Origin of the sequence: Rhizobium sp. CRRU65 (genome assembly GCF_048551595.1) — a bacterium.
In the GTDB taxonomy this organism is placed as follows: Bacteria; Pseudomonadota; Alphaproteobacteria; order Rhizobiales; family Rhizobiaceae; genus Rhizobium; species Rhizobium leguminosarum_J.
On the sequence record NZ_JBLYZH010000018.1, the window covers coordinates 1 to 20,415 of the forward strand.

Genomic DNA, 20,415 nt, shown 5'->3' on the forward strand with positions numbered 1-20,415 from the left:
GGTGATGGGGGGAATTTCGTTGGTTGAGTGGTGGGACGCCACCCCACCCTCCGTCATCCTCGGGCTTGAGCCGAGGATCCATGCCCGCTGCCGTTTTCGCGCAGCCCCACCCCACCTCTCCGTCATCCTCGGGCTTGACCCGAGGATCCATAGCCAAGCACTCTGCTTGCATGTGTTCTAGGACGAATGCCCCTTGCTCTGCCAGGTACTGACCACCAACACCGCGCTCGCCGCATGGATCCTCGGCTCAAGGCCGAGGATGACGGAGTTTGTGGGAACCAGTCTGCAAAACCGCACCCCCACACTGCTGGAATCGTTCCGGCATCTCGCCTCTTGCCAATCGCGTCTCCCCACCCTCCGTCCTCCTCGGCCTTGAGCCGAGGATCGGGCTTGACCCGAGCACCCCCAGCCAAGCACTCTGTGCCCTACCCCACCGCCGCGAAGGGAAACCCCATGAGCCGTATTTTCATCACCGGTTCCACCGATGGCCTCGGCCTCGCCGCCGCCCGCACCCTGATGAAGGAGGGCCATGACGTCGTGCTGCATGCCCGCTCCCGCGAGCGCGCCTCCGCCATCGCAGAGACTTCGCCCGCGGCACTCGGCATCGTCATCGGCGATCTCGCCAGCGCCACGGAAACACGATCGATTGCCGAGCAGGTCAACGCCATCGGCCGCATGGACGCCGTCATCCACAATGCCGGCATCTACCTCGAAAGGAGCCGGAGCGAAACGCCTGATGGACACGCCAAGACGCTGGCCGTGAATGTGCTTGCCCCCTATCTGCTCACCGCATGGATCACCCGCCCCGATCGCCTGGTCTACCTCACCAGCGGCATGCACCGCAGCGGCAGCAGCGCCCTTGACGATATCGACTGGAAGAAGCGGCCGTGGAACGCCAGCCAGGCCTATTCGGAAAGCAAGCTCTACATCGCCACCCTCGCCGCCGCCATCGCCCGCCATTGGCCGGATGTTTTCAGCAACGCGGTGGACCCCGGCTGGGTGCCGACAAAGATGGGCGGCGCCGGCGCGCCCGATGATCTTGAGATGGGGCATCTTACGCAGACGTGGCTTGCGGTAAGCGATGAAGGGGCTGCGAAGGTCAGCGGTGGTTATTGGTACCATCGGCAGCGGCGAGAGGCGGCGGCGGAGGTGGGTGATCCTGGGTTTCAGAATGCGCTGGTGGGGCGGTTTGCGGAGTTGACCGGTGTGCGGCTGTTTTGAAGAACGGCAGTAAGGTGCGAGAGCGGCGGGTTGGCGGGTTATGCGCTCGGAACCCGAAATCCGCACATCAATAAGCGATGGTCAAAGTCAGTCGTTGAGGATGACCTCTGCCATGTCATCAAGGGACCGCTTGATGGTCTCCCACTGTGGCATCGCACGACTCAGGAGGCGGAAGAACTCGGGGCTGTGATTGTGCTCCCGAAGGTGGCAAAGTTCATGAGTGACGACATAATCGATGCACTCGCGGTTCGCACGAACGAGGAACGGGTTCAGGGTCACCGTGCCCCCCGCTGCACAACTGCCCCAGCGGGTCTTCATTTCCTTCAGTTGGAAACTCGGCACCTCTTGGGGCCAAGGCAAACCTTTCGCGATGACCCCGAGTCTGTACGCGAAGTAGTCCTGCGCCTTGACACGATACCAAGCCCGCACCCGAGCCCGGACCGCATCAGTCGAAACATGATCGTGTCCGACCTCCAACAGAGCGCCCTTGAGTTTCACTGACCGTTGCTCGCGCGGCACAAGGCGAATCTTCAGGCTGTAGCGTCGCCCGAGATATAGAACCTGCTCGCCGCTGACGTATTCGCGCGGCAGCACGTGCTCGAACCGACGCTTCGCATCGTGCACATGATCATGCACCCACCGCGCTCGCTTTTGAACAGCCTTCCCAATTTCTTCTGCTGTCGCCTCTTCGGGAGCTTCGACCTCCACCGTGCCGTCATGGTGCACATGGATGCGCACCCGCACTCGGCGTCCCGTGGTTACTTTCACGGTATATGGGATGACCTCGCCGCCGTAATGCAGCAGTCGCTCAAAGTGTCCCACGGCTAACCCCTAGACGGACGACCTCCACTACGCGGTCGATGAGAGCGGTTGCTTGGTCGAGCCCTGCCAATTCCTTGAAGTAACGGGGCAGGAGTTCGCGGCGAATTTCCGCCTCCACATTTGCAGGATTGATCGAATGTTTGGCAACGGCATCGTTGACGACGCTGTCGATGTGCATCGCTTCTGCTACCAGCCAATCCTCGCCACGTTTCAGAGCCACCGGCTCCCCGAGAACAACGGGAAAGAGCCCATAGTAAGCCTGTGCGTGACGATTATCGCCGAAGCGGTCCGGCACATTCGGATTCGCTCGGGCCTTGGCCTTTTGCTCAAGGTCTTTGAAGAGCACGAACTGCTTGTGCGGATGGTCGAATAGGGCTTCCGCCTCGCGGATCGCATTGCGTAACAGTTCAGAGAAAACTGCTTGGGCGTAAGGATCGTCAGCAAGGTCCTGCTCGATTGTCTTCGTCAGGCGCGTCTTGATGACATCGGTCTCCGCTCGGGTCTTCTCGTCCCCCCATAATTGTGGATCATCGAGCGAATAGGCGGCCTGATCGCCCTCCGCCATGCCAGTAATATCGATGACGCCATCCGAAGGCCTGATGTCGACGCCGACCACCTGCCGGTCGACAAGATTCCTGATCTGCTTCTCGTACGCCGAGAAATCGACGGTCTCCTGCGCGTCCAGCTTCGCTTGAATCCTCAGTTCGGTGAAGAATTTCAGGTCCTTCTTATAGGTCGCGATGGTTACTTCATCGAAAGCGGTATCCTCGAAGAAAGCACGTGACGAGAGGGCGAGTTTCAGGCAGATGCCGAACTCCGTCAGCGCCGCATAGAAGTCCTCGCGCACCTTCTGGTTCCGGTCGTAGCTAACGCCGGTTTCGCCGAGAACGGTATCGGGCACAAGGACGCGCCGGAACTGTTCGCGGTCGCCCTTGTTTTTCACGTCGGCGAAGATAGACCAAACAGCATCATGAAGTGTCGGAAGCCGTTTGTACTCGGTCGAGACATTCGCATAGCAGCATGAAACGGCCGCCGTATTGGGCTAAGTCTTTGTTGCCGAGAATGCGAGTTAGCCTGGTCTCCTGAGACTTTGGCAGTCGATTTCCCAATGCGTCTCGCAAAGTCTTGATGACCGCTGCGTGATCGTTTTGATTGATCTTATTTGCGAACGTTGCCGTCAGTGCGTCCGTGTAGGCGATTGCCGCGTTGACCACAGTGGCCGCAATCGGATTTCCGAGTGTTCCTGCTTGAGCACTGCTGATTTGCAATTTAGCCGATTCCAGAAATCCCCTGGCGATTATCAAGCGATTTGCACCATGGCGAGCGTCGGAGGGTTTCGAGGGGCCACTTCTGGTCAACGTAATCTCTTCACATCTTTATTGTTTCCGGACGAGGTCCAAGCACTACCAGTCCTTCGTTTAGAAACGCTTTCCACAAGGGATCGTCGCTTTGGCGCAATCGTTTCAGGTCAGTGACAGACAGGGTGTTGATCGATGGCGCAAAGGATAACTCGTTTCCTTTAGCGGCAAGAAAATCGATGCTTCCGTTTTGTATCGTTTCGATGTCTGGCGCATCAGCTATGAGCGCCACGTCCAGATCGCTTGAGGCGTTATCTTCTCCCCTCGCGACGCTGCCAAATACCCATGCCGCCACAACTTTGTCCCCGAAGAGGGAGGCGCATTCTTTCACCGCGGCAAGGATATCGGCAAAGCGCCTTTCCTCCGTCTCGAACAGGGCTTGCACCGGGGTAGAGAATGGTGAGCCTCGGTTGAGACTAAAAAGACGGGCATATCCGGTTCCAATTTCAGTAACGATTCGAAGACTTGTAAGGGTTGCCAACGAGGCGAGTATGGGAGGCCGGGATATCTTGGTTCTGCTGATGAGATTGCCAACACTCAATTTCCCGCCGTGAAGCGATAATTCCCGCATCACCCGCACATTCGCTTCGGTCCCAAAAATTGTTGAAAGCGGGAAGCGCAGAGCGCTTTCTGGTTTTGGTCGCGCCATGAAGGCCTCATATAGATATCTTTACGATCCTAGTGATATCTATATACTGATAAAGATATAAATACAATCCTATTGTTATCTATAGAATGTTACCATAGGCGACGACCGGTGCCGCCTCATAAAGGCGCAAAGATTAGGAATAAAAGCGTGAAAATCGTGGCTGGGGCGCCTGGATTCGAACCAGGGATGACGGTACCAAAAACCGTTGCCTTACCGCTTGGCGACGCCCCACCAGAGCTTGAGCGGAAACCGCCTGCTCAAATCGACGCCTGATTAGCAAAGCTCTTCGCCTGTCACAATGACTAAGTTTAACCCGGCGCAGATTTATGCGCTGCGTAGCACCCGCCATCGTGCTAGGAATTGGCGACGTCATTGGCCCGAGATCATTCCTTCATGGACAGTCCCGCATTCGACCTCGCTTTCGAGCCGGCCTATGGGCAGGCCGTGCCGGTTGTTTCAGGGGTCGAGCGGGTTACAGTGAACAATCCCGGGCCTTTCACCTTTTTCGGCACCAACAGCTATATCGTCGGCTCTTCCTCCGTCGCGGTCATCGATCCCGGGCCGGAGGACGAGGCGCATTTTCAGGCGCTGATGGCAGCGCTTGGCGGCCGCGCGGTGACGCATATCGTCGTCAGCCACACGCATCGCGACCACTCGCCGCTGGCCAGGCGGCTGCAGGCGGCAACGGGGGCGGTGACGGTGGGGCAAGGGCCGCACCGGCCGGCGCGGCCGCTGCGCGAGGGCGAGATCAATCCCTTCTCCGAAAGCTCGGATCTATCCTTCGTGCCCGACATAACGCTCAGTGACGGTCAGACCCTATCCGGCGATGGCTGGGCGCTGAGCGCGGTGCTGACGCCGGGGCACACGGCCAATCATGCCGCCTTCGCGCTTGTGGGCCGCGACATCCTATTCTCAGGCGATCACGTCATGGCCTGGTCGACCTCGATCGTCGCGCCGCCGGATGGTTCGATGGCCGATTATATGGAATCGCTCGACCGGCTGATTGCGCGCGACGACCGGCTGCTGCTGCCCGGCCATGGCGGGCCGCTGACGGAGCCGGCCGGTTTCCTCCGGGCGCTGAAGGCGCATCGCCTCAAGCGCGAGCAGGCGGTGCTGGCGCGCGTCCGGGCGGGTGACCAGCAGATAACCGAGATGGTGAAGGTGATCTATCGCGATACCGATCCGAAGCTGCATGGGGCGGCCGCCCTTTCCGTGCTCGCCCATATCGAGGATCTCTTGGAGCGCGGCGAGATTGCGGCGGATGGGCCGCCTTCGCTTGCCGCCCACTACCGGCCGGCGGCATGAACATGAGGGTGGGGTCATGAGGGTGGGGAGATGACGATGCGGGCTCAAGCCGATTACAGCTATCGCGACGATGCCGATGTGCCTGATTTTGCCGATGACCAGCCGCTGATCATCTTCGATGGCGAATGCGTGTTCTGCTCCGGCTGGGTGAAATTCGCGCTGAAACATGACAAGCAGCAGCGATACCGCTTCCTCGCCGCGCAGACGCCGCTCGGCGCAGCACTCTACCGGCATTACGGGCTGCACGCGCGCGACTATGAGACCAATATCCTGATCGAAAACGGCCGCGCCTTCTTCAAGTCAGACGGCTCGATCCGCATGGTGGCGGGCCTCGGCTTTCCCTATTCGCTGGTCAAGATCTTCCGGCTGCTGCCGCGGCGGGCGGCCGATGCGCTCTATGAATTCATCGCCCGCAACCGGCTGAAGATTGCCGGGCGGCAAAGCTGCATGGTGCCGACGCCGCAGCAGCGCAGCCGTTTCATCACATGAGCGAGGACCGGTTTTCACTGCTCATCATCGGCGGTTACGGCACGTTTGGCGGGCGGCTTGCCCGGCTGCTTGGCGATGAACCCAGGCTCAGGCTGCTGGTTGGGGGGCGGTCGCTGGAAAAGGCTGACGATTTCGTTGCCGATCTCCGGACGCCGAAAGATGGTGCCGAGGGCCTGGGAAGCAATAATCTCGGCGCGTTGGTGCAGGCCGTCAGCTTCGATCGTGACGGCGATCTCACCGAACAGCTGACGCGGATGAGGCCCAATCTGGTCGTCGATGCCTCGGGGCCGTTCCAGACCTTCGGGAAGGATGCCTATAGGGTGGTCGAGGCCTGCATCGATCTCGGCATCGATTATGCCGATATCGCCGACAGCACCGGTTTCGTCGCCGGCATCGGTGGGCTCGATGCGGCAGCCAAGGCCAAGGGCACCTTCGCGCTCTCGGGGCTCAGCAGCCTGCCTGCCCTCTCCTTTGCTGCGCTCGAGGCGATGGCGCCGCATTTCTCCCGGATCGAATCTGTCGCGGCCGGCATTGCTCCGTCGCCGCATGTAAAGATCGGCTTCAATGTCGTGAGGGCGATCGCCACCTATGCCGGCAGACAAGTCACGGTGCTCCGCCATGGGCAGCCGGCCTCCGGGCGCGGGCTGATCGATGCGATGCGGGTGACGGTGGCGCCGCCGGGGGTTAAGCCGCTGCGCAGCCGCAAATTCCTGCTGGTGGATGCGCCGGATCTGAAGCTGCTGCCGGCACGCTTTGCCGGCCTGCAATCCACTTTCACCGGGGTCGGCGCGGAGCCGCAGCCGCTGCAGCGCTTGCTCAGTATTGCGGCCAGGCTCGTCCGCTTCCGGCTCCTGCCGTCGCTGCTGCCGTTTGCGCGGCTGCTGCAGCGCGCCAGCCATGCTTTCGCGGTGGGCGAACATCGCGGCGGCATGTTCGTTCGCGTCGGCGGTGTCGATCACGCCGGAAAGCGGCTGTCCTGCGGCTGGCATCTGATTGCCGAAGGTGATGACGGGCCGTTCATTCCTGTTATCGCAGTGGACGCGCTGGTGCGCCGGCTGCTGACCGGCGTGCGGCCGGAGAATGGGGCGCGGCCGGCGGCCGGCGAATTGCAGCTTGCGGATTTCGAAGCGGCCTTCCAGCGGTTTCAGATCACATCCGGCATCACGATGGAAAACGAGGAGGCACGCCAGCCGCTCTACCAGAGGATCCTCGGCAGCGCCTGGGAGCGGCTGCCGCCCGCCCTCGCCGCCCTGCATGCCGGCGGCGCCCGCGTCGCCTCCGGCCGGGCGCGGATCGAACGCGGCGGCGGGCTGCTGGCCAGGATCGTCGCTCGGGTGATCGGCTTTCCCCCGGCGGGTGAGGATGTGCCGGTGACGGTGCGTTTCGTGAGCGATGGCGACAAGGAGATCTGGACACGGGATTTCGGCGGCACGGTGTTCCGTAGCTGGCAGGCCGAAGGCAAGGGCCGCGACCGGCATCTGCTCGTCGAGGTGTTCGGGCCGTTCCGGGTGCTGATGGCGCCGGTGCCGGATGGGGAGAAGCTGCGGCTCGTGGTGCGCAGCTGGCGGTTCTGCGGCATTCCGCTGCCGATGTTTCTGGCGCCTGGCGGGAATACGTATGAGGAGGAGCGGGATGGGCGGTTCCACTTTCATGTGGAGATCGGCGGGCGGCTGACGGGGTTGGTGGTGCGGTATACGGGGTGGTTGGTGGTGGAGTGAGGGGTGGCTGCCTTCGCGCGGATGCCTGCCCCTCACCCTAACCTTGCCGGGGTCGAGCCACTCGTCTCGACCCGTCCTCCGGACCCCCGTAAAAACGGGGAGAGGGGACGTGCCCTGCGAGAGGTAGCGAGGGACGGAGAGGTTGCGGCATGTGTCCTCTTCTCCCCACCGGGGAGAAGGTGGCCCGAAGGGTCGGATGAGGGGGCCACACGGCACGCCCTCTCATCTTAACTATCCCGCCATGCCGACGCGAGCGCGGTCGAATCCCGCGTAGGCGTTGTAAGGAAAGACCGGCTTCGCCGGCCCCCTTCCTTACGGTCTTGCGGGACCGACCAGCCCACCAGCCACATGGCACACCGATCAGCCCTCATCCTGAGGCGCGCAGGCCAGAGGCCGGAGCCTCGAAGGACGGGGGCGGGTGATGCGCGCTGCGGCCGCATCCATTGCCGGAGGAGATACCAGTGGCCGGCCTCGTCCTTCGAGGCCCCTGCGGGGCGCCTCAGGATGAGGTCGGAGAGAGGTCGCGGCCCGAAGGGCGTCGAATCTGCCGCACCCTATCCCGGCCCTTCGCTTGGGCTCAGGGCGTTCGCCGCTGCAATCGATTCACTGGATCGATTGCTGGCGCTTTGCGCCACCGTTGCTCACCCACCCGCAATCCCCAGCAACTCAGCATCCAGCGCCTTCAGATAATCGCCGGCGATTTCGGCGCTGAAGCCGAGGTCGTGTTGGCCGTAGCGGGAGGCGATGCGGATGTCGACGAAGGTGGTTTCGGCCTCTTCGCGGAGCCGAATGATGATATCGAAGCGCAGGCCGAGGATCAGCGTGCGGGTGGTGCCCTGCAGCGTCACGCCGTTGACGCCGCGGATCAGCTTGGCGACGTCGTCATCGTAAGGGCGCGGCGTCGGCACGGGGATGGTATCGGGCGCATCGGCCACGGCATCGTCGCCCGGCTGCGGCGGCTTGACCGGTCTGTCCTCGGCATCGCGGTCGGGCTCGGTGTCGCCACTGCTTTTCGTGATGGTAATGCCGCTCATCTTGGCGACCTTGCGCACCGCTTCGAGCACGCGGTCGAGCGCGCCTTCATAACGCCGGCCGGTGAGTTCGGGATAGGCGGCGAGCTGCTTTTCGCGATCCTCCGGCGTCACTTGGACGTTTCGTTTCAGCCAGATCTGGTCGGAGTGCGGCGGCGAAAGCCAGTCGGGTGCGGAGACCGGATCGGTGGAAACGTCGTAGATATCGGGCCGCGTCATGTAACGCTCGGTGGCATAGGCGCCGAGGCCGAGCGGAAAGGCGGCAAAGATCAGCGCCGCCAGCGCCGCCAGCCCGCCCTCGGCCCCCGTCATCCAGAGGCTGCGCAGCCCGACTGCGGCAAGCATGACGGAAAGCAGCGCGCCGCCGGCGGCGGCAATCAGCAGCAGCACCAGATAGGGTGTGGCGAGGCCGCCGAAGCGATGGGCAATCATGACAGCCAGCGCCAGCACCAGGGAAAACGCCGCGAGTAGCCGCGAAAAGCGGGCGGCGTTGGAAACGGGGCGGTCGAAGCGGATGGCCATCAAACTTACCGGTTGCTCGTCAGCGCCCGCGCGTTCGACCACGCAAATCGCCTCACCCCTGTTTAGAGCATGATGCCGAAAAGTGTGAAGCGGTTTTCGGACGACATCATGCTCTATTCATTGAATTAGATCCGGATTCAGATTTTAGGCCGGCCCGGCTAACATCATCCGGATCTGGGGCAAGATTCGGCTAAATTGAAACTATTGTCTGAGGCATTGCGTTTGAATCCTCGGCGAAGGCCATGACGAACCGGCGGCGGCTTCATAAGCCCTTGCTGATATGTCAAAAAAAGGTCATTCTGCCGGGGTTTTATCTCCAGATGTAGAGGAGAGACGGGATGATTTCACCCGAGATTGCAGCAAGGCCGCAGGCGTCAGTGCTTGGCGGGATCGACCACCAGTCCGAGCCGATGCTGCCGATGGAGCTGCTTGAGCTCGAACTTTCGCTCGAAGGTTATGCCGGCGGCGATGCCGGCTTCTGCGAGGCGGTGCGCCAGGCAGCGGCACGCTCCGGCGGCGAATTGCTGTTCGACCTGCCGGCCGGCGGCCTCATCGATGATTGCCGGCGCATTGCCGTGCTGCGTATCCCAGGTGACGGCCAGGAGATGCGCGTCGTGCTGGCGCTGCTCGACGGCAACGGCACCGAGATCCGCATGCAGGCCCCTGATGAAGAGACCGCGCCGCTGGTGCGTTTCGCCGATGCCTTCATCGAACTGCTGGAGCGGATCTGAATTCTAGAGCAAGATGTTAGCGCCGCTCGGCCGCTGCTTCCGCAACGCTGCGGAAGGGAAACTTGCGCCCGCATTCGCACTTGATGACGAAATTTTCCTGGTGGTTGGAAGGCCGCTGCACGCCAAAACCGCGCGGCAGCTGATCGACCTTGAAATCCGGGTGCTTGCGCTTGGGATCATCAACTTCCGAGGCCTCGGCAAAGCCCTCATTGCCGCATTGCGGACAGTTCAGTTTTTTCGAAAATCGATCGCGAAGGGCCATGCTCGTTCCAAGGTTTGCAAGCTTTCCTCATACATAGGAATGGCCCTCATGCATAGAAAGGTTGGCAAGCGAAAGTGGAACCAAGTGCCAAGCCTGCCGTTCCTTTTTCGAAAAGGAGGCACTCATGCCCAACAGAGACCCGATCCCGACACCCAATGCCGACACACCGCGCGGCCCGACGCCGACACCCGGCATTCCCGATCCCATCCAGCAAAAACCGCCGCTGACGCCGGCGCAGGATCCGGCCGATACGAAGAATCCACAGGATCCGCCGCTCAATCCGGCGCTGTTACCGATCGGGGATCCGGCTGGGGCGGCTTGAAGTCAGGTGAGAGCGTCACCCCAATCTCCCTCATTCCTGTGCTCGTCACAGGAATCCAGTGCGCCCAAGTCCTTGGGCGCAGGAGACCGGCTTCGCCTATGAGCGTCATTCACCGCGCCGACGCGCGGTGGCTGGATTCCTGTGACGAGCACAGGAATGAGGGAGGAGAGGTCGAGTGAGACGCAACGGCAGACGGTTCGCGTCATCATCTAAGCCTCAGCGATCTCCTGGACCAAGAGCAGCTTGACGCCCCCGCCCGAATGGCCTTTCCTCTGAGAAAGCATTCAAGGAACAGACCAATGCGCATTCGTCTTCTCATCACCGTCCTAGCCACTGTTGTCGCCGGGCTTTCCGCCTGCCAGACGATGACGCCGGAGGAGCGGCGGGCGGCGGATGAGCAGCGGTGCATGAGCTATGGCTTCCGGCGCGGCACGGATGGTTTTGCCACCTGCCTGCAGCGCATCGATCTCGACCGGCGGGCCGAATCACGGGCGCAAAGTGCCGAGATGATGAACCGCATGGCCTGGGATCTGAACGGGCCTTATGTCTACCGCGATCGCTGGCGGTATCGTTACTGAGGACCCTGGGCGCCCTGCCCCACACTCCGCCGATATTTTACACGCTCGCCCGCAGGTCTTTCGGACCGCGCCTGATCTCTTCCAGACTGCCTGCAATCACCGCCTGCGCTGCCGCGAGCCTCGCGATCGGCACGCGGAAGGGCGAGCACGAGACATAGTCGAGGCCGATCGTTTCGCAGAAGCGGATCGAGGCCGGGTCGCCGCCATGTTCGCCGCAGATACCGAGCTTCATGTCCTTGCGGGTGCGCCTGCCGCGTTCGGCAGCGATGCTGATCAATTCGCCGACACCGTCGAAATCGAGCGAGATGAAGGGATCGTGCTCGATGATGCCCTTGCGCTGATAGGTGGGGATGAAGGCCGAGGCGTCGTCGCGCGAGATGCCGAAGGTCGTCTGCGTCAGGTCGTTGGTGCCGAAGGAGAAGAATTCGGCGGCTTCGGCAATCACATGGGCGCGCAGGGCCGCACGCGGCAGCTCGATCATCGTACCGACGAGATAATCGATCTTCATGCCGGCTTCGTTCATCACGGCGCCGGCGACCTCGTCGATGCGCGCCTTGACGTAATCGAGCTCGGTGCGGAGGCCAACGAGCGGCACCATAATCTCGGGTACGACGGCTGCTCCGGTCTCCTTGGCTGCGGCGACCGCCGCCTCGAAGATGGCGCGGGCCTGCATCTCGACGATTTCGGGATAGGAGATCGCCAGCCGGCAGCCGCGATGGCCGAGCATCGGGTTGAACTCGTGCAACGCATCGACGCGCTGGCGAAGCACGGAGGCCTCCATGCCCATGGCGAAGGCGACCTCGGCGACCTCATCATCGGTCTTCGGCAGGAATTCGTGCAGCGGCGGATCGAGCAGGCGGATCGTCACCGGCAGGCCGTGCATGACGGTGAAGAGGCCGGTGAAATCCAGCCGCTGCATCGGCAGCAGCTTGTCGAGCGCCAGCCGCCTGCCCTTCTCATCGACGGCCAGGATCATCTCGCGCATCACATGGATGCGCTCGCCCTCGAAGAACATGTGTTCGGTGCGGCAAAGGCCGATGCCTTCGGCGCCGAAGGAGCGGGCGGCGAGCGCATCGGCCGGCGTATCGGCATTGGTGCGCACCGTCATGCGCCGGGCGCGGTCGGCCCAGCCCATGATGCGGCCGAAATCGCCCGACAGCGCCGGCTGGATCATCGGCACCTCACCTTTCAGCACCTGGCCGGCCGAGCCGTCGATGGTGATGATATCGCCCTTCTTGAGCGTCACGCCGACACCGAGCAGCCGCTCGTTGCGCACGTCGATACGCATGGTGCCGGCGCCGACGACACAGGGGATGCCCATGCCGCGGGCAACAACTGCCGCATGGCTGGTCATGCCGCCGCGCGTCGTCAGAATGCCTTCCGCGGCATGCATGCCGTGAATATCCTCGGGGCTGGTCTCGACCCTCAGCAGGATGACCTTGCGGCCTTCGGATTCCGCCTCCACTGCCTCTTCGGCGGTAAAGACGATGGCGCCGGTGGCAGCGCCGGGCGAAGCCGGCAGCCCTGTGCCGATCACCTGGCGGGTGACGCGCGGATCGATCGTCGGATGCAAGAGCTGGTCGAGGCTCGAGGGCTCGATGCGCAGCACCGCCTCGTCCTCGGTGATCACGCCCTCATCGACCATGTCGACGGCGATCTTCATTGCCGCCCGGGTCGAGCGTTTGCCCGAACGGGTCTGCAGCATCCAGAGCTTGCCGCGCTCGATGGTGAATTCGATATCCTGCATGTCGCGGTAGTGGATCTCGAGCTCGGTGCAGATGCGGCAGAGCTCGCGAAACGCCTCCGGCATCAGCTTTTCCATCGAGGGTTTTTCGGAGCCGGAGGAAATCCGCCCCTCCTCGGTGATGCTTTGCGGCGTGCGGATGCCGGCCACGACATCCTCGCCCTGGGCATTGACCAGAAACTCGCCGTAAAGCGCGCTCTCGCCGGTCGAAGGGTTGCGGGTGAAGGCAACGCCGGTGGCCGACGCATTGCCGAGATTGCCGAAGACCATTGCCTGGATATTGATCGCCGTGCCCCAGCCTTCCGGAATATTGTGGAGCTGGCGGTAGGTGACGGCGCGCGCGCTCATCCAGCTGGAAAAGACGGCGCCGACCGCGCCCCAGAGCTGGACTTCGGGATCCTGCGGGAATTCCTGCTCCAGCTCCTCCTCGATCAGCTTCTTGTAGAGCGAGACGATATGCTGCCATTCCGAGGCGCTGAGTTCGGTATCGAATTCATGGCCGAGCTTGGCCTTTTCATCTTCCAAGATCTCCTCGAAGGCATCGTTGCCGAGGCCCATGACGACATCGGCATACATCTGGATGAAGCGGCGGTAGCTGTCCCAGGCAAAACGCGCGTCGCCGGCATCATGGCCGAGCGCCTGTACGGTCTCGTCGTTGAGGCCGAGATTGAGCACGGTGTCCATCATGCCCGGCATGGAAACGCGGGCGCCGGAGCGCACCGAGAGCAGCAGCGGCTGGCTGACGGAGCCGAAGTGACGGCCGGTGACCGCCTCGATCGCCGATATGCCGGCGCGGACCTCCGCCTTCACCGCATCCTCGATATGGCGGCCGTTCTTGTAATAGGTGTTGCAGGCGTCGCTGACGATCGTCAGCCCCGGCGGCACCGGCAGTCCGAGCGCGCACATTTCCGCCAGATTGGCGCCCTTGCCGCCCAGAATCTCGTGATCGCGCGCCCGGCCCTCAGCCTGCCCGTCGCCGAACCTATAGACCCACTTGGTCATCTTCCCCCCAACACCAAATCGAGATTAGCTTAATCCGTTGGTGTTGAAATGAAAATCGACAAATGCGGCAGAATGTTGCGCTGCACAATAAATCTTGGCTGTGGCCGACGTCGAAACGGTTGAAAGGTGCTCAAACAGAAAAAAGGGCACAAAAAAAGCTTTGCGGGACTGCAACAATGTCCCGCAAAGCCTTGTTTCCGTCCGGCCAGGAAAACCGGACGGGGGGTCCCTCAACCCGAAAACGATTCAGCTTTTTCTCAAAACAGAACCGTCCTGATCTCGTTTTACGCAATTCCTGGGAAAATAGATCACCACTTCCCAAGATTTGCTCTCAGTTTCCGGTTCTTGCCCTCGCCCGGAAAACCGCACGCAAATTCGACAATGCGCAACCTCTGGTCGCCCGCTTTCCAGCAGAGTAATTAGGTTGCGTTGAAACAACTTCTAATGCAAGTCAGCGAAAAGAGCATCACCCAAATGGGGTACAAGCGACAAGAGAGCCGACCTTTTTTGGTGTTTATTGCTCAGTCCTTGATTTTACGCAATTTCTGGGCGCAAAACCGCGCCGCACCTTTGCTGAAATTGCGTCGCCAGCGCTCGGCGTCCAAATGGATGCTCGGTTGGCGCTGATGGTTGCCCCTCACCCTGTAAGAAACGGGCAGAGGGGGCCTGCCCTGCGAAAGGTCGGAGGGAAACGCAGAGGGCGCGGCAATGTCCCTTCGCCCCGCAAGCGGGGGTCCGAAGGACGGGTCGAGACCCGTGGCTCGACCCCGGCTGGTGCCGGCAGGCGGATGAGGGGCTGCTCTCGCCAATCCCCTGGGCCGGAATCTCCAGTGACAATCAGCCCTGCCCCGACGCAGAAAACGCATTCGCCGAAAACCTCAGGCAATCTCGCGCAGGCGCTCGGCCATTTGCAGGTCGACGGAGACGAGCTGGGAGACGCCCTGCTCGGCCATGGTGACGCCGAAGAGGCGGTTCATGCGGGCCATGGTGATCGGATTGTGGGTGATGATCACAAAGCGGGTTTCGGTGGAGGCCGCCATTTCGTCCATCAGATTGCAGTAGCGCTCGACATTGTGGTCGTCGAGCGGCGCGTCCACTTCGTCGAGCACGCAGATCGGCGCCGGATTGGTGAGGAAGACGGCGAAGATCAGCGCCATCGCCGTCAGCGCCTGTTCGCCGCCCGATAGCAGCGTCATGGTCTGCGGCTTCTTGCCGGGCGGACGGGCGAGGATTTCGAGGCCGGCTTCCAGCGGATCGTCGGATTCGATCAGCTGCAGCTCGGCGGTGCCGCCGCCGAAAAGATGGGTGAACAGCCGCTGGAACTGGGCGTTGACGATGTCGAAGGCGGCGATCAGCCGCTCGCGGCCCTCGCGGTTGAGGCTCTGGATGGCGCCGCGCAGCTTGCGGATCGCATCGATGACGTCGTCGCGTTCCTTGATCAGCGCTTCGAGCTTCTCGCTCAGCTCCTTCTGTTCCTCGTCGGCGCGCAGGTTGACGGCGCCCAGCCGCTCGCGCTCGATCCTCAGGCGTTCCAGCTCGCGTTCGACTTCGCGCGGATCGGGAAGCGCCTGCATGGTCGGCCGCCCGGTCAACTGCAGCGCCTCGTGCGGCGCGACGTTCAGGACCTCGCGGATGCGGCCTTCGCTTTCCTGCCGCTTCTCGCGGGCGGAGACGAGGCGCTCCTCGGCGCGGCCGCGGCGTTCACGGCATTCGGCAAGTTCCGACAGCGCCGTCGTCGCCTTCTGGTCGGCTTCGCGCTGGATGCGTTCGGCCTCGGCCAGAAGATCGCTGGCCTGGCGGCGCGCCTCCTCGGCCTTCTGCAATTCGCTGAGCAGAGCGCGGCGCTTGTCGTCGAATTCATCCGGCGCCAATTCGAGCTCGGCTGCCTCGTCCCGCGCCTCTTCCTCGCGCTCGCGCAGTGTCGCGACATGATCTTCGGCGCTTGCCGCGCGCTGGCGCCAGGTGTCGCGCTCCTGGCCGATCGCCAGGATGCGGCGCTGGCGGGCTTCGTTTTCGCGAGCCAGGCTTTCATGGCGGGCGCGGCTTTCGGCCAGCGCGCCGCGGTCGGTCGCAACTTCCGCCTGCTGGAAGCGCAGCCGCTCGTCGATATCAGTCAGATCGGGCGCGTCCTCCAGCTCGATGCGGGCATTCTCTTCCTGGATGGCGATCTCCTCCAGCTGCGTGCGCAACTGGCTGGCGGCCTCGCTGACGACATCGCGGCGGCGGATGAGATCGCCGGAGGCACGCTCGGCGGCAACAAGCGCATCGCGCGCTTCCGCGAGATGACGTGCCGACAGGCGGCTCATGTCGCGCGCCTCGGCAAGCCGGCGCTCCTCGGCGCGGATCGCTTCGGCGGCCGCCGCCTGCCGCTCCTCGGCTTCGGCAAGCACGTCGCGGGCAAGGGCCGCTTCGCTTTCGAGCTCGGCGAGGCGGTTCTTCTGGGCAAGGCGGAGCGCCGCAGCACTTGGGGCATCGGCACCGGTGACGTGGCCGTCCCAGCGATAGACCGCACCCTCTTTCGTCACCAGCCGCTGGCCGGGCTTCAGCGCCGCCATCAGCAGCCCGGCATCGCCTTCCGCCACCAGGCCGATCTGGCGCAGGCGGCGGGTGAGTGCTGCCGGGGCGCGGACATGGGTCAGCAGCGGCGCAACAGCGGATGGAAGGGCGGGATCGCCGGCGCCATCGCCATTGTCCGACCAATGGGCCGGTGCCTCGGCATCGAGCGGCGATTCCAGATCGTCGCCGAGGGCGGCACCGAGTGCGGTCTCAAAACCGCGATCGACCTTCAGCTCGTCGGCAACCGGCGGAAATTTGCCGGCCGCGGCACCGGCGGCGAGCATGCGGGAAATGGTGCGGGCCTCGGTTTCCAGCGCATTCAGGCTGGAGCGGGCCTGATCGACCGGCGCGCGCGACAGCGCCTCGATCTGGCGAGCGCCGGCCAGCGCCTGGTCGACCACCTGGACGGCGGCTTCCGCGTCGCCGACGGCAATCTCGCCGGCCTCGACGATGGCGCGTTTTTCGTCGGGATCGGGCAGGCCTGATATCTTCTCGCCGACGGCTGACAGTTCCTGGTTTGCCTCATCCATCTGCCGTTCGAGGCGCATCCGCCGATCCGTCAGATCGCGGATGGCGCGTTCCAGCTGGTTGCGGCCGGCAGCCGCCTCGGCGCGCTCGGCGGTCAGCTGGGTGAAGATGCGCTCGCTATCGGAAAGTTTTGCCGCAGCACCCTCGAAGGCCTCGCGGGTTTCCTCGGCATAACGGCCGGAATCGGCGAGGATTTCTGAAATCTCAGCCTCTTCGGCATCGAGCCTTGCCAGGATGACGGCATTGTCGGCCACCAACCGCTGCTCGCGACTTATATCCTCGGCAAGCTGGGCGAGACGACGGGTCAACTCGTCGCGGCGGCGCAGGATGCGGCCGGCATCTTCTTCCAGCTGGCTTCTGGCGATCTGCAGGCGCTGCAGGGCGGCGGCGGCACGCGCCTCGCCCTCGCGCAGTTCCGGCAGCTTCAGGCTGGCGATAGCCTGGTTCTTTACCGCCTCCATCTGCATCTGCGCCTTTTCGGCGACGACGGAGGTCGCCTGGTTCAGCGCGCTGTCGGCCTCGGCCTCGGCTTCCTTCGCCTGCACCCAGCGGATATGTAAAAGCATCGCCTCGCGGGCGCGGATATCGGCAGACAGGGTCTTGAAGCGGTTTGCCTGGCGGGCCTGGCGCTTCAGGCTCTCGATCTGGCTTTCGAGCTGCGAGGTGACGTCGTCGAGGCGCTCGAGATTGCCTTCGGCGGCGCGCAGCCGCAGCTCGGCCTCGTGGCGGCGGGAATGCAGGCCTGAAATGCCGGCCGCCTCTTCCAGCAGCTGGCGGCGGGCCTGCGGCTTGGCCTGGATCAGCTCGCCGATACGCCCCTGCCCGACCATCGAGGGCGACCGCGCGCCGGTCGAGGCATCGGCAAACAGCAGCTGCACGTCCTTGGCGCGGCTTTCCTTGCCGTTGATGCGATAGAGCGAGCCCTGTTCACGCTCGATGCGGCGGGTGACCTGGATCTCGTCGCTGTCGTTGAAAGCGGCGGGCGCGGTGCGATCGGCGTTGTCGAGATAGAGCGCCACTTCGGCGGTGTTGCGCGCGGGGCGGTTGCCGGAACCCGAAAAGATCACGTCGTCCATGCCGGAGGCGCGCATGTTCTTGTAGGAATTCTCGCCCATCACCCAGCGAAGCGCCTCGACGAGGTTCGACTTGCCGCAGCCGTTCGGGCCGACGACGCCGGTCAGTCCCCGCTCGATGATGAATTCCGTCGGCTCGACGAAGGATTTGAAGCCGACCAGGCGCAGCTTGTTGAACTTCATGCGGAAATATCCACGGCAGGAAGCCCCCTCATCCGCCCTACGGGCACCTTCTCCCCGCAGGGGAGAAGAGGGAATCGAGACGCTGCGGCAAATCCCCTTCGCCCCAGCGGGGAGAAGGTGCCGGCAGGCGGATGAGGGGGCCACACCTGCAAACTGCGCTGAAAACGAAAAACGGGCGCACGGCTTTCGCCATCGCCCGTTCTATCGAAACGATCCGGTTCAGAGCAGGCTGTCGATGAGCTTCGACAAAGTGTCAACCGGCATGTCTCCAGAGTAGCGCTTGCCATTGATCAGGAAAGTCGGGGTGGCGTTGACGCCGAAATCCTTGGAACCTCTTTCCCGCGTGGCGTTCACTTCATCCAGAAGCTTCTGGTTCGTCAAGCATTTCGTGAAGCTATCCTCAGTAAATCCGGCAAGCTTCGACATCTGCAGCAGTGCGGCGCGGCCATCATCGGCGGCAGCCCAGATCTGCTGCTGCTTGAAGAGCATCGAAACCATCGGGAAATACTGTTCCGGCGTGCTCAACTGTTCCGGATTGGAAGAGCTGCAGCGGGCGAGCATGAAGGCGGCGGCGGCGCGCGGGTCGAAGGGGAATTCGCGGATAATGAACTGCACCTTGCCGCTGTCGACATATTTCTGCTTGATCGTGTCGAAGGTGGTATTGTGGAAATGAGCGCAATGCGGGCAGGTCATCGACATATATTCGACGATCTTGACCGGGGCGTCGGCCTTGCCGAGCGCCATTTCCGGCAGCACGCCGGGCTTCAGCACTTCGGCCATGTCGACATCGCCGTCGGACTCCGGCATTTCGGTCGCCGAGGTAGCTGCCGTCTGCATGGTGTCGACATTGGTGCCGTCGGCCATGGTCTTGCCGGAAGACGAAGCATCGGCCGCGTCCTTGCTGTCGTTGCAGGCGACAAGCGCTACGGCAGCTGCGGCGATGGCGATACCGCTGAGCAGGCGGCGTTTCGTCAGTTGCATTTCGGACATCTGCATGGATTCCCCATAACTAATGAGATTGACGGCATGACTGTGCGATATAACGGCTGGCGGCCACTCACAAGGCACGGTTCGCCAACTTCCTTCAAAGAATTGTGACCGCGGGAAGACGACTAGACCAAAAATTGCGAGATTGGAGGTTTTGCCGATTTCATCGGCAGACATCGCGGCGGCTGGGGCGCGGGGGAAAAGCCCATCAGGCAGACCAGGTGGCCTTGGGGTTCGGGCGGTCGGGGAACGGTCAACGGCCTGATCTTTGTATCTCGAACCAAAGTCCGGCGCTTCTGTTGTCGCGCCGGACTTCGAAGTCTATCGGATTACTTGCATTCAGGGTCGTCGCCGAAGCCCTTGCAGAAGAACTCGGCAGCGTTCTCCTTGGTGATCATCTTCGACGCAATCTCGATTTCCATCGAGCCGTCGTCCTTCTTGGTCAAGGTTCCGAGCTTTTCCAGCGCTGCGGTGTCATTGGTGGCAAGCGCATGCGCGGCAATAACGCCTTCAGGCGCGACGGTGGAATAGGTGAAGGTCGCGGTCAGATCGCCCTTGGCAACGGCGCGGATGGCGGCGTTCTCGCCGTCGATGCCGATGATGAGGATGCCTTCCTTGTCGCGGCCGGCGGCCTGGATCGCCCGCAGCGCCCCAAACGCCATGTTGTCGTTATGGGCGTAAACGGCTTGAATCTGCCCGGCCGGGAAACGCTGAAGCGTGTCTTCCATGAACTTCAACGCCTTTTCCTGGTCCCAGTCGGCATGGGTTTCGGCGATCACCTTGATCTCGGTACCGGCGATGGCTTCGGCAAAACCCTCATGGCGCTCCACCGCAGGAGCGACAGCCGGATCGCCCTTGATCTCGACGACATTGCCCTTGCCTTTCAGCGCCTCGGCTACGTACTTGCCGGCAAGCGTGCCGATCGGTTTGTTGTGCGGGCCGACATGCAGCGTAACGGGAATATCGAGGCTGCGCTCGAGCGTGATGACCGGAATGCCGGCAGCCAGGACCTGCTTGATGGTCGGAGCGATGGCGGCGCTATCCTGCGCCGAAATCATCAGAACCTTCATGCCCTGGACCATCAGGCTTTCAACATCCGAAATCTGCTTTGCGGACTTGCCTTCCGCGTTGGTGACGATCAGATCGACATCCTTGAAGTGTTCCGCTGCATAGGCCTGGTTGCGCTTGGTCATCGTGTTGCGGTGGGCGGAGTTCGAGCTCGCCTGCGAGAAGCCGATGACGATCTTGTCCGCGCTGAAGGCGGGTGCGGCGGTCAAGACGGTGGCGAGCCCGGCGGAGATAATGAGCATGCGTCTGGTGATGTTGAGCATTTT

General features: G+C 62.7%; 19 protein-coding genes, 1 tRNA gene and 1 pseudogene. 9 read left to right on the top strand and 12 right to left on the bottom strand.

What is annotated here, in order from left to right:
* The first annotated feature begins 453 nt into the window (after positions 1-453).
* Entirely contained in the window at positions 454-1,221 is a 768-nt protein-coding gene (locus tag ACM5SV_RS29095) for an SDR family NAD(P)-dependent oxidoreductase (protein ID WP_419425463.1), read from the top strand.
* Between the two features lie 87 nt (positions 1,222-1,308).
* Here ACM5SV_RS29095 and ACM5SV_RS29100 read toward each other — a convergent pair whose 3' ends face one another.
* From ACM5SV_RS29100 to ACM5SV_RS29120, 5 genes are all read right to left on the bottom strand, one after another.
* Complete coding sequence (locus ACM5SV_RS29100; protein WP_222015535.1) at positions 1,309-2,043, bottom strand: M48 family metallopeptidase; 735 nt, start codon at positions 2,041-2,043, stop codon at positions 1,309-1,311.
* Complete coding sequence (locus ACM5SV_RS29105; RefSeq protein ID WP_222015536.1) at positions 2,030-2,986, bottom strand: DUF3387 domain-containing protein; 957 nt, start codon at positions 2,984-2,986, stop codon at positions 2,030-2,032. Before ACM5SV_RS29105 ends, ACM5SV_RS29100 begins: the two co-directional genes overlap by 14 nt.
* 25 nt (positions 2,987-3,011) lie before the next feature.
* On the bottom strand, positions 3,012-3,401 hold the full coding sequence (locus ACM5SV_RS29110; protein ID WP_260690227.1) for a hypothetical protein: 390 nt from the start codon (positions 3,399-3,401) through the stop codon (positions 3,012-3,014).
* 10 nt (positions 3,402-3,411) lie between these two features.
* Positions 3,412-4,050, bottom strand: a complete 639-nt coding sequence (locus ACM5SV_RS29115) for a nucleotidyltransferase domain-containing protein (RefSeq protein WP_260690228.1) — start codon at positions 4,048-4,050, stop codon at positions 3,412-3,414.
* Between the two features lie 157 nt (positions 4,051-4,207).
* Positions 4,208-4,281, bottom strand: a tRNA-Gln gene (locus ACM5SV_RS29120).
* A gap of 162 nt (positions 4,282-4,443) precedes the next feature.
* On the opposite strand from ACM5SV_RS29120, the gene ACM5SV_RS29125 reads away from it, so the two are divergent.
* The 3 genes from ACM5SV_RS29125 to ACM5SV_RS29135 are packed head-to-tail and all read left to right on the top strand — an operon-like array spanning position 4,444 to position 7,562.
* Positions 4,444-5,355, top strand: coding sequence for an MBL fold metallo-hydrolase (locus ACM5SV_RS29125; protein ID WP_130800580.1), 912 nt, complete (start codon positions 4,444-4,446; stop codon positions 5,353-5,355).
* 30 nt (positions 5,356-5,385) lie between these two features.
* Entirely contained in the window at positions 5,386-5,844 is a 459-nt protein-coding gene (locus tag ACM5SV_RS29130; RefSeq protein ID WP_222015537.1) for a thiol-disulfide oxidoreductase DCC family protein, read from the top strand.
* Positions 5,841-7,562, top strand: a complete 1,722-nt coding sequence (locus tag ACM5SV_RS29135; protein WP_222015538.1) for an SDR family oxidoreductase — start codon at positions 5,841-5,843, stop codon at positions 7,560-7,562. The genes ACM5SV_RS29130 and ACM5SV_RS29135 overlap by 4 nt, the downstream gene beginning before the upstream one ends.
* A 641-nt stretch (positions 7,563-8,203) precedes the next feature.
* Here the strand turns inward: ACM5SV_RS29135 and ACM5SV_RS29140 are convergent.
* Positions 8,204-9,115, bottom strand: coding sequence for a DUF1499 domain-containing protein (locus ACM5SV_RS29140; protein WP_222015539.1), 912 nt, complete (start codon positions 9,113-9,115; stop codon positions 8,204-8,206).
* A 338-nt stretch (positions 9,116-9,453) separates the two neighbouring features.
* Here ACM5SV_RS29140 and ACM5SV_RS29145 point away from each other — a divergent pair, with 338 nt between their 5' ends.
* Entirely contained in the window at positions 9,454-9,846 is a 393-nt protein-coding gene (locus ACM5SV_RS29145) for a hypothetical protein (protein WP_012756390.1), read from the top strand.
* A gap of 16 nt (positions 9,847-9,862) precedes the next feature.
* On the opposite strand, the gene ACM5SV_RS29150 is transcribed toward ACM5SV_RS29145, so the two are convergent.
* On the bottom strand, positions 9,863-10,108 hold the full coding sequence (locus ACM5SV_RS29150; protein WP_003546063.1) for a hypothetical protein: 246 nt from the start codon (positions 10,106-10,108) through the stop codon (positions 9,863-9,865).
* A gap of 124 nt (positions 10,109-10,232) precedes the next feature.
* Here ACM5SV_RS29150 and ACM5SV_RS29155 point away from each other — a divergent pair, with 124 nt between their 5' ends.
* Positions 10,233-10,430, top strand: coding sequence for a hypothetical protein (locus ACM5SV_RS29155; protein ID WP_003546062.1), 198 nt, complete (start codon positions 10,233-10,235; stop codon positions 10,428-10,430).
* Between the two features lie 8 nt (positions 10,431-10,438).
* Here the strand turns inward: ACM5SV_RS29155 and ACM5SV_RS29160 are convergent.
* Positions 10,439-10,594, bottom strand: a pseudogene (locus ACM5SV_RS29160) (tRNA lysidine(34) synthetase TilS); the annotation flags it as partial.
* 135 nt (positions 10,595-10,729) lie between these two features.
* Here ACM5SV_RS29160 and ACM5SV_RS29165 point away from each other — a divergent pair.
* Positions 10,730-11,008, top strand: coding sequence for a hypothetical protein (locus ACM5SV_RS29165; protein ID WP_222015540.1), 279 nt, complete (start codon positions 10,730-10,732; stop codon positions 11,006-11,008).
* A gap of 37 nt (positions 11,009-11,045) precedes the next feature.
* Here ACM5SV_RS29165 and ppdK read toward each other — a convergent pair whose 3' ends face one another.
* On the bottom strand, positions 11,046-13,754 hold the full coding sequence (gene ppdK / locus ACM5SV_RS29170; RefSeq protein ID WP_222015541.1) for a pyruvate, phosphate dikinase: 2,709 nt from the start codon (positions 13,752-13,754) through the stop codon (positions 11,046-11,048).
* Positions 13,755-13,816: 62 nt separating this feature from the next.
* On the opposite strand from ppdK, the gene ACM5SV_RS29175 reads away from it, so the two are divergent.
* Both ACM5SV_RS29175 and ACM5SV_RS29180 read left to right on the top strand, forming a co-directional pair.
* Positions 13,817-14,173, top strand: a complete 357-nt coding sequence (locus ACM5SV_RS29175; protein ID WP_222015542.1) for a hypothetical protein — start codon at positions 13,817-13,819, stop codon at positions 14,171-14,173.
* Between the two features lie 25 nt (positions 14,174-14,198).
* The gene (locus ACM5SV_RS29180; RefSeq protein ID WP_041935471.1) at positions 14,199-14,381 is read left to right on the top strand and encodes a hypothetical protein; all 183 of its coding nucleotides are present in this window, start codon (positions 14,199-14,201) and stop codon (positions 14,379-14,381) included.
* Between the two features lie 251 nt (positions 14,382-14,632).
* Here ACM5SV_RS29180 and ACM5SV_RS29185 read toward each other — a convergent pair whose 3' ends face one another.
* The 3 genes from ACM5SV_RS29185 to ACM5SV_RS29195 form a co-directional block, all read right to left on the bottom strand.
* On the bottom strand, positions 14,633-18,094 hold the full coding sequence (locus tag ACM5SV_RS29185; protein WP_222015544.1) for a chromosome segregation SMC family protein: 3,462 nt from the start codon (positions 18,092-18,094) through the stop codon (positions 14,633-14,635).
* Positions 18,095-18,313: 219 nt separating this feature from the next.
* The gene (locus tag ACM5SV_RS29190; protein WP_404943758.1) at positions 18,314-19,084 is read right to left on the bottom strand and encodes a DsbA family protein; all 771 of its coding nucleotides are present in this window, start codon (positions 19,082-19,084) and stop codon (positions 18,314-18,316) included.
* A gap of 326 nt (positions 19,085-19,410) precedes the next feature.
* Positions 19,411-20,412: a substrate-binding domain-containing protein gene (locus ACM5SV_RS29195; RefSeq protein WP_113545740.1), complete on the bottom strand. Its 1,002-nt coding sequence runs from the start codon at positions 20,410-20,412 to the stop codon at positions 19,411-19,413.
* Positions 20,413-20,415: the final 3 nt, after the last annotated feature.

Excerpts from the sequence above, each read along its gene's own strand:
- ACM5SV_RS29095 (WP_419425463.1), top strand. The coding sequence starts at position 454 with ATGAGCCGTATTTTCATCACCGGTTCCACCGATGGCCTCGGCCTCGCC.
- ACM5SV_RS29115 (WP_260690228.1), bottom strand. The coding sequence starts at position 4,050 with ATGGCGCGACCAAAACCAGAAAGCGCTCTGCGCTTCCCGCTTTCAACA.
- ACM5SV_RS29125 (WP_130800580.1), top strand. The coding sequence starts at position 4,444 with ATGGACAGTCCCGCATTCGACCTCGCTTTCGAGCCGGCCTATGGGCAG.
- ACM5SV_RS29130 (WP_222015537.1), top strand. The coding sequence starts at position 5,386 with ATGACGATGCGGGCTCAAGCCGATTACAGCTATCGCGACGATGCCGAT.
- ACM5SV_RS29135 (WP_222015538.1), top strand. The coding sequence starts at position 5,841 with ATGAGCGAGGACCGGTTTTCACTGCTCATCATCGGCGGTTACGGCACG.
- ACM5SV_RS29140 (WP_222015539.1), bottom strand. The coding sequence starts at position 9,115 with ATGGCCATCCGCTTCGACCGCCCCGTTTCCAACGCCGCCCGCTTTTCG.
- ACM5SV_RS29145 (WP_012756390.1), top strand. The coding sequence starts at position 9,454 with ATGATTTCACCCGAGATTGCAGCAAGGCCGCAGGCGTCAGTGCTTGGC.
- ACM5SV_RS29150 (WP_003546063.1), bottom strand. The coding sequence starts at position 10,108 with ATGGCCCTTCGCGATCGATTTTCGAAAAAACTGAACTGTCCGCAATGC.
- ACM5SV_RS29155 (WP_003546062.1), top strand. The coding sequence starts at position 10,233 with ATGCCCAACAGAGACCCGATCCCGACACCCAATGCCGACACACCGCGC.
- ACM5SV_RS29165 (WP_222015540.1), top strand. The coding sequence starts at position 10,730 with ATGCGCATTCGTCTTCTCATCACCGTCCTAGCCACTGTTGTCGCCGGG.
- ppdK (WP_222015541.1), bottom strand. The coding sequence starts at position 13,754 with ATGACCAAGTGGGTCTATAGGTTCGGCGACGGGCAGGCTGAGGGCCGG.
- ACM5SV_RS29175 (WP_222015542.1), top strand. The coding sequence starts at position 13,817 with ATGCGGCAGAATGTTGCGCTGCACAATAAATCTTGGCTGTGGCCGACG.
- ACM5SV_RS29180 (WP_041935471.1), top strand. The coding sequence starts at position 14,199 with ATGCAAGTCAGCGAAAAGAGCATCACCCAAATGGGGTACAAGCGACAA.
- ACM5SV_RS29185 (WP_222015544.1), bottom strand. The coding sequence starts at position 18,094 with ATGAAGTTCAACAAGCTGCGCCTGGTCGGCTTCAAATCCTTCGTCGAG.
- ACM5SV_RS29190 (WP_404943758.1), bottom strand. The coding sequence starts at position 19,084 with ATGTCCGAAATGCAACTGACGAAACGCCGCCTGCTCAGCGGTATCGCC.
- ACM5SV_RS29195 (WP_113545740.1), bottom strand. The coding sequence starts at position 20,412 with ATGCTCAACATCACCAGACGCATGCTCATTATCTCCGCCGGGCTCGCC.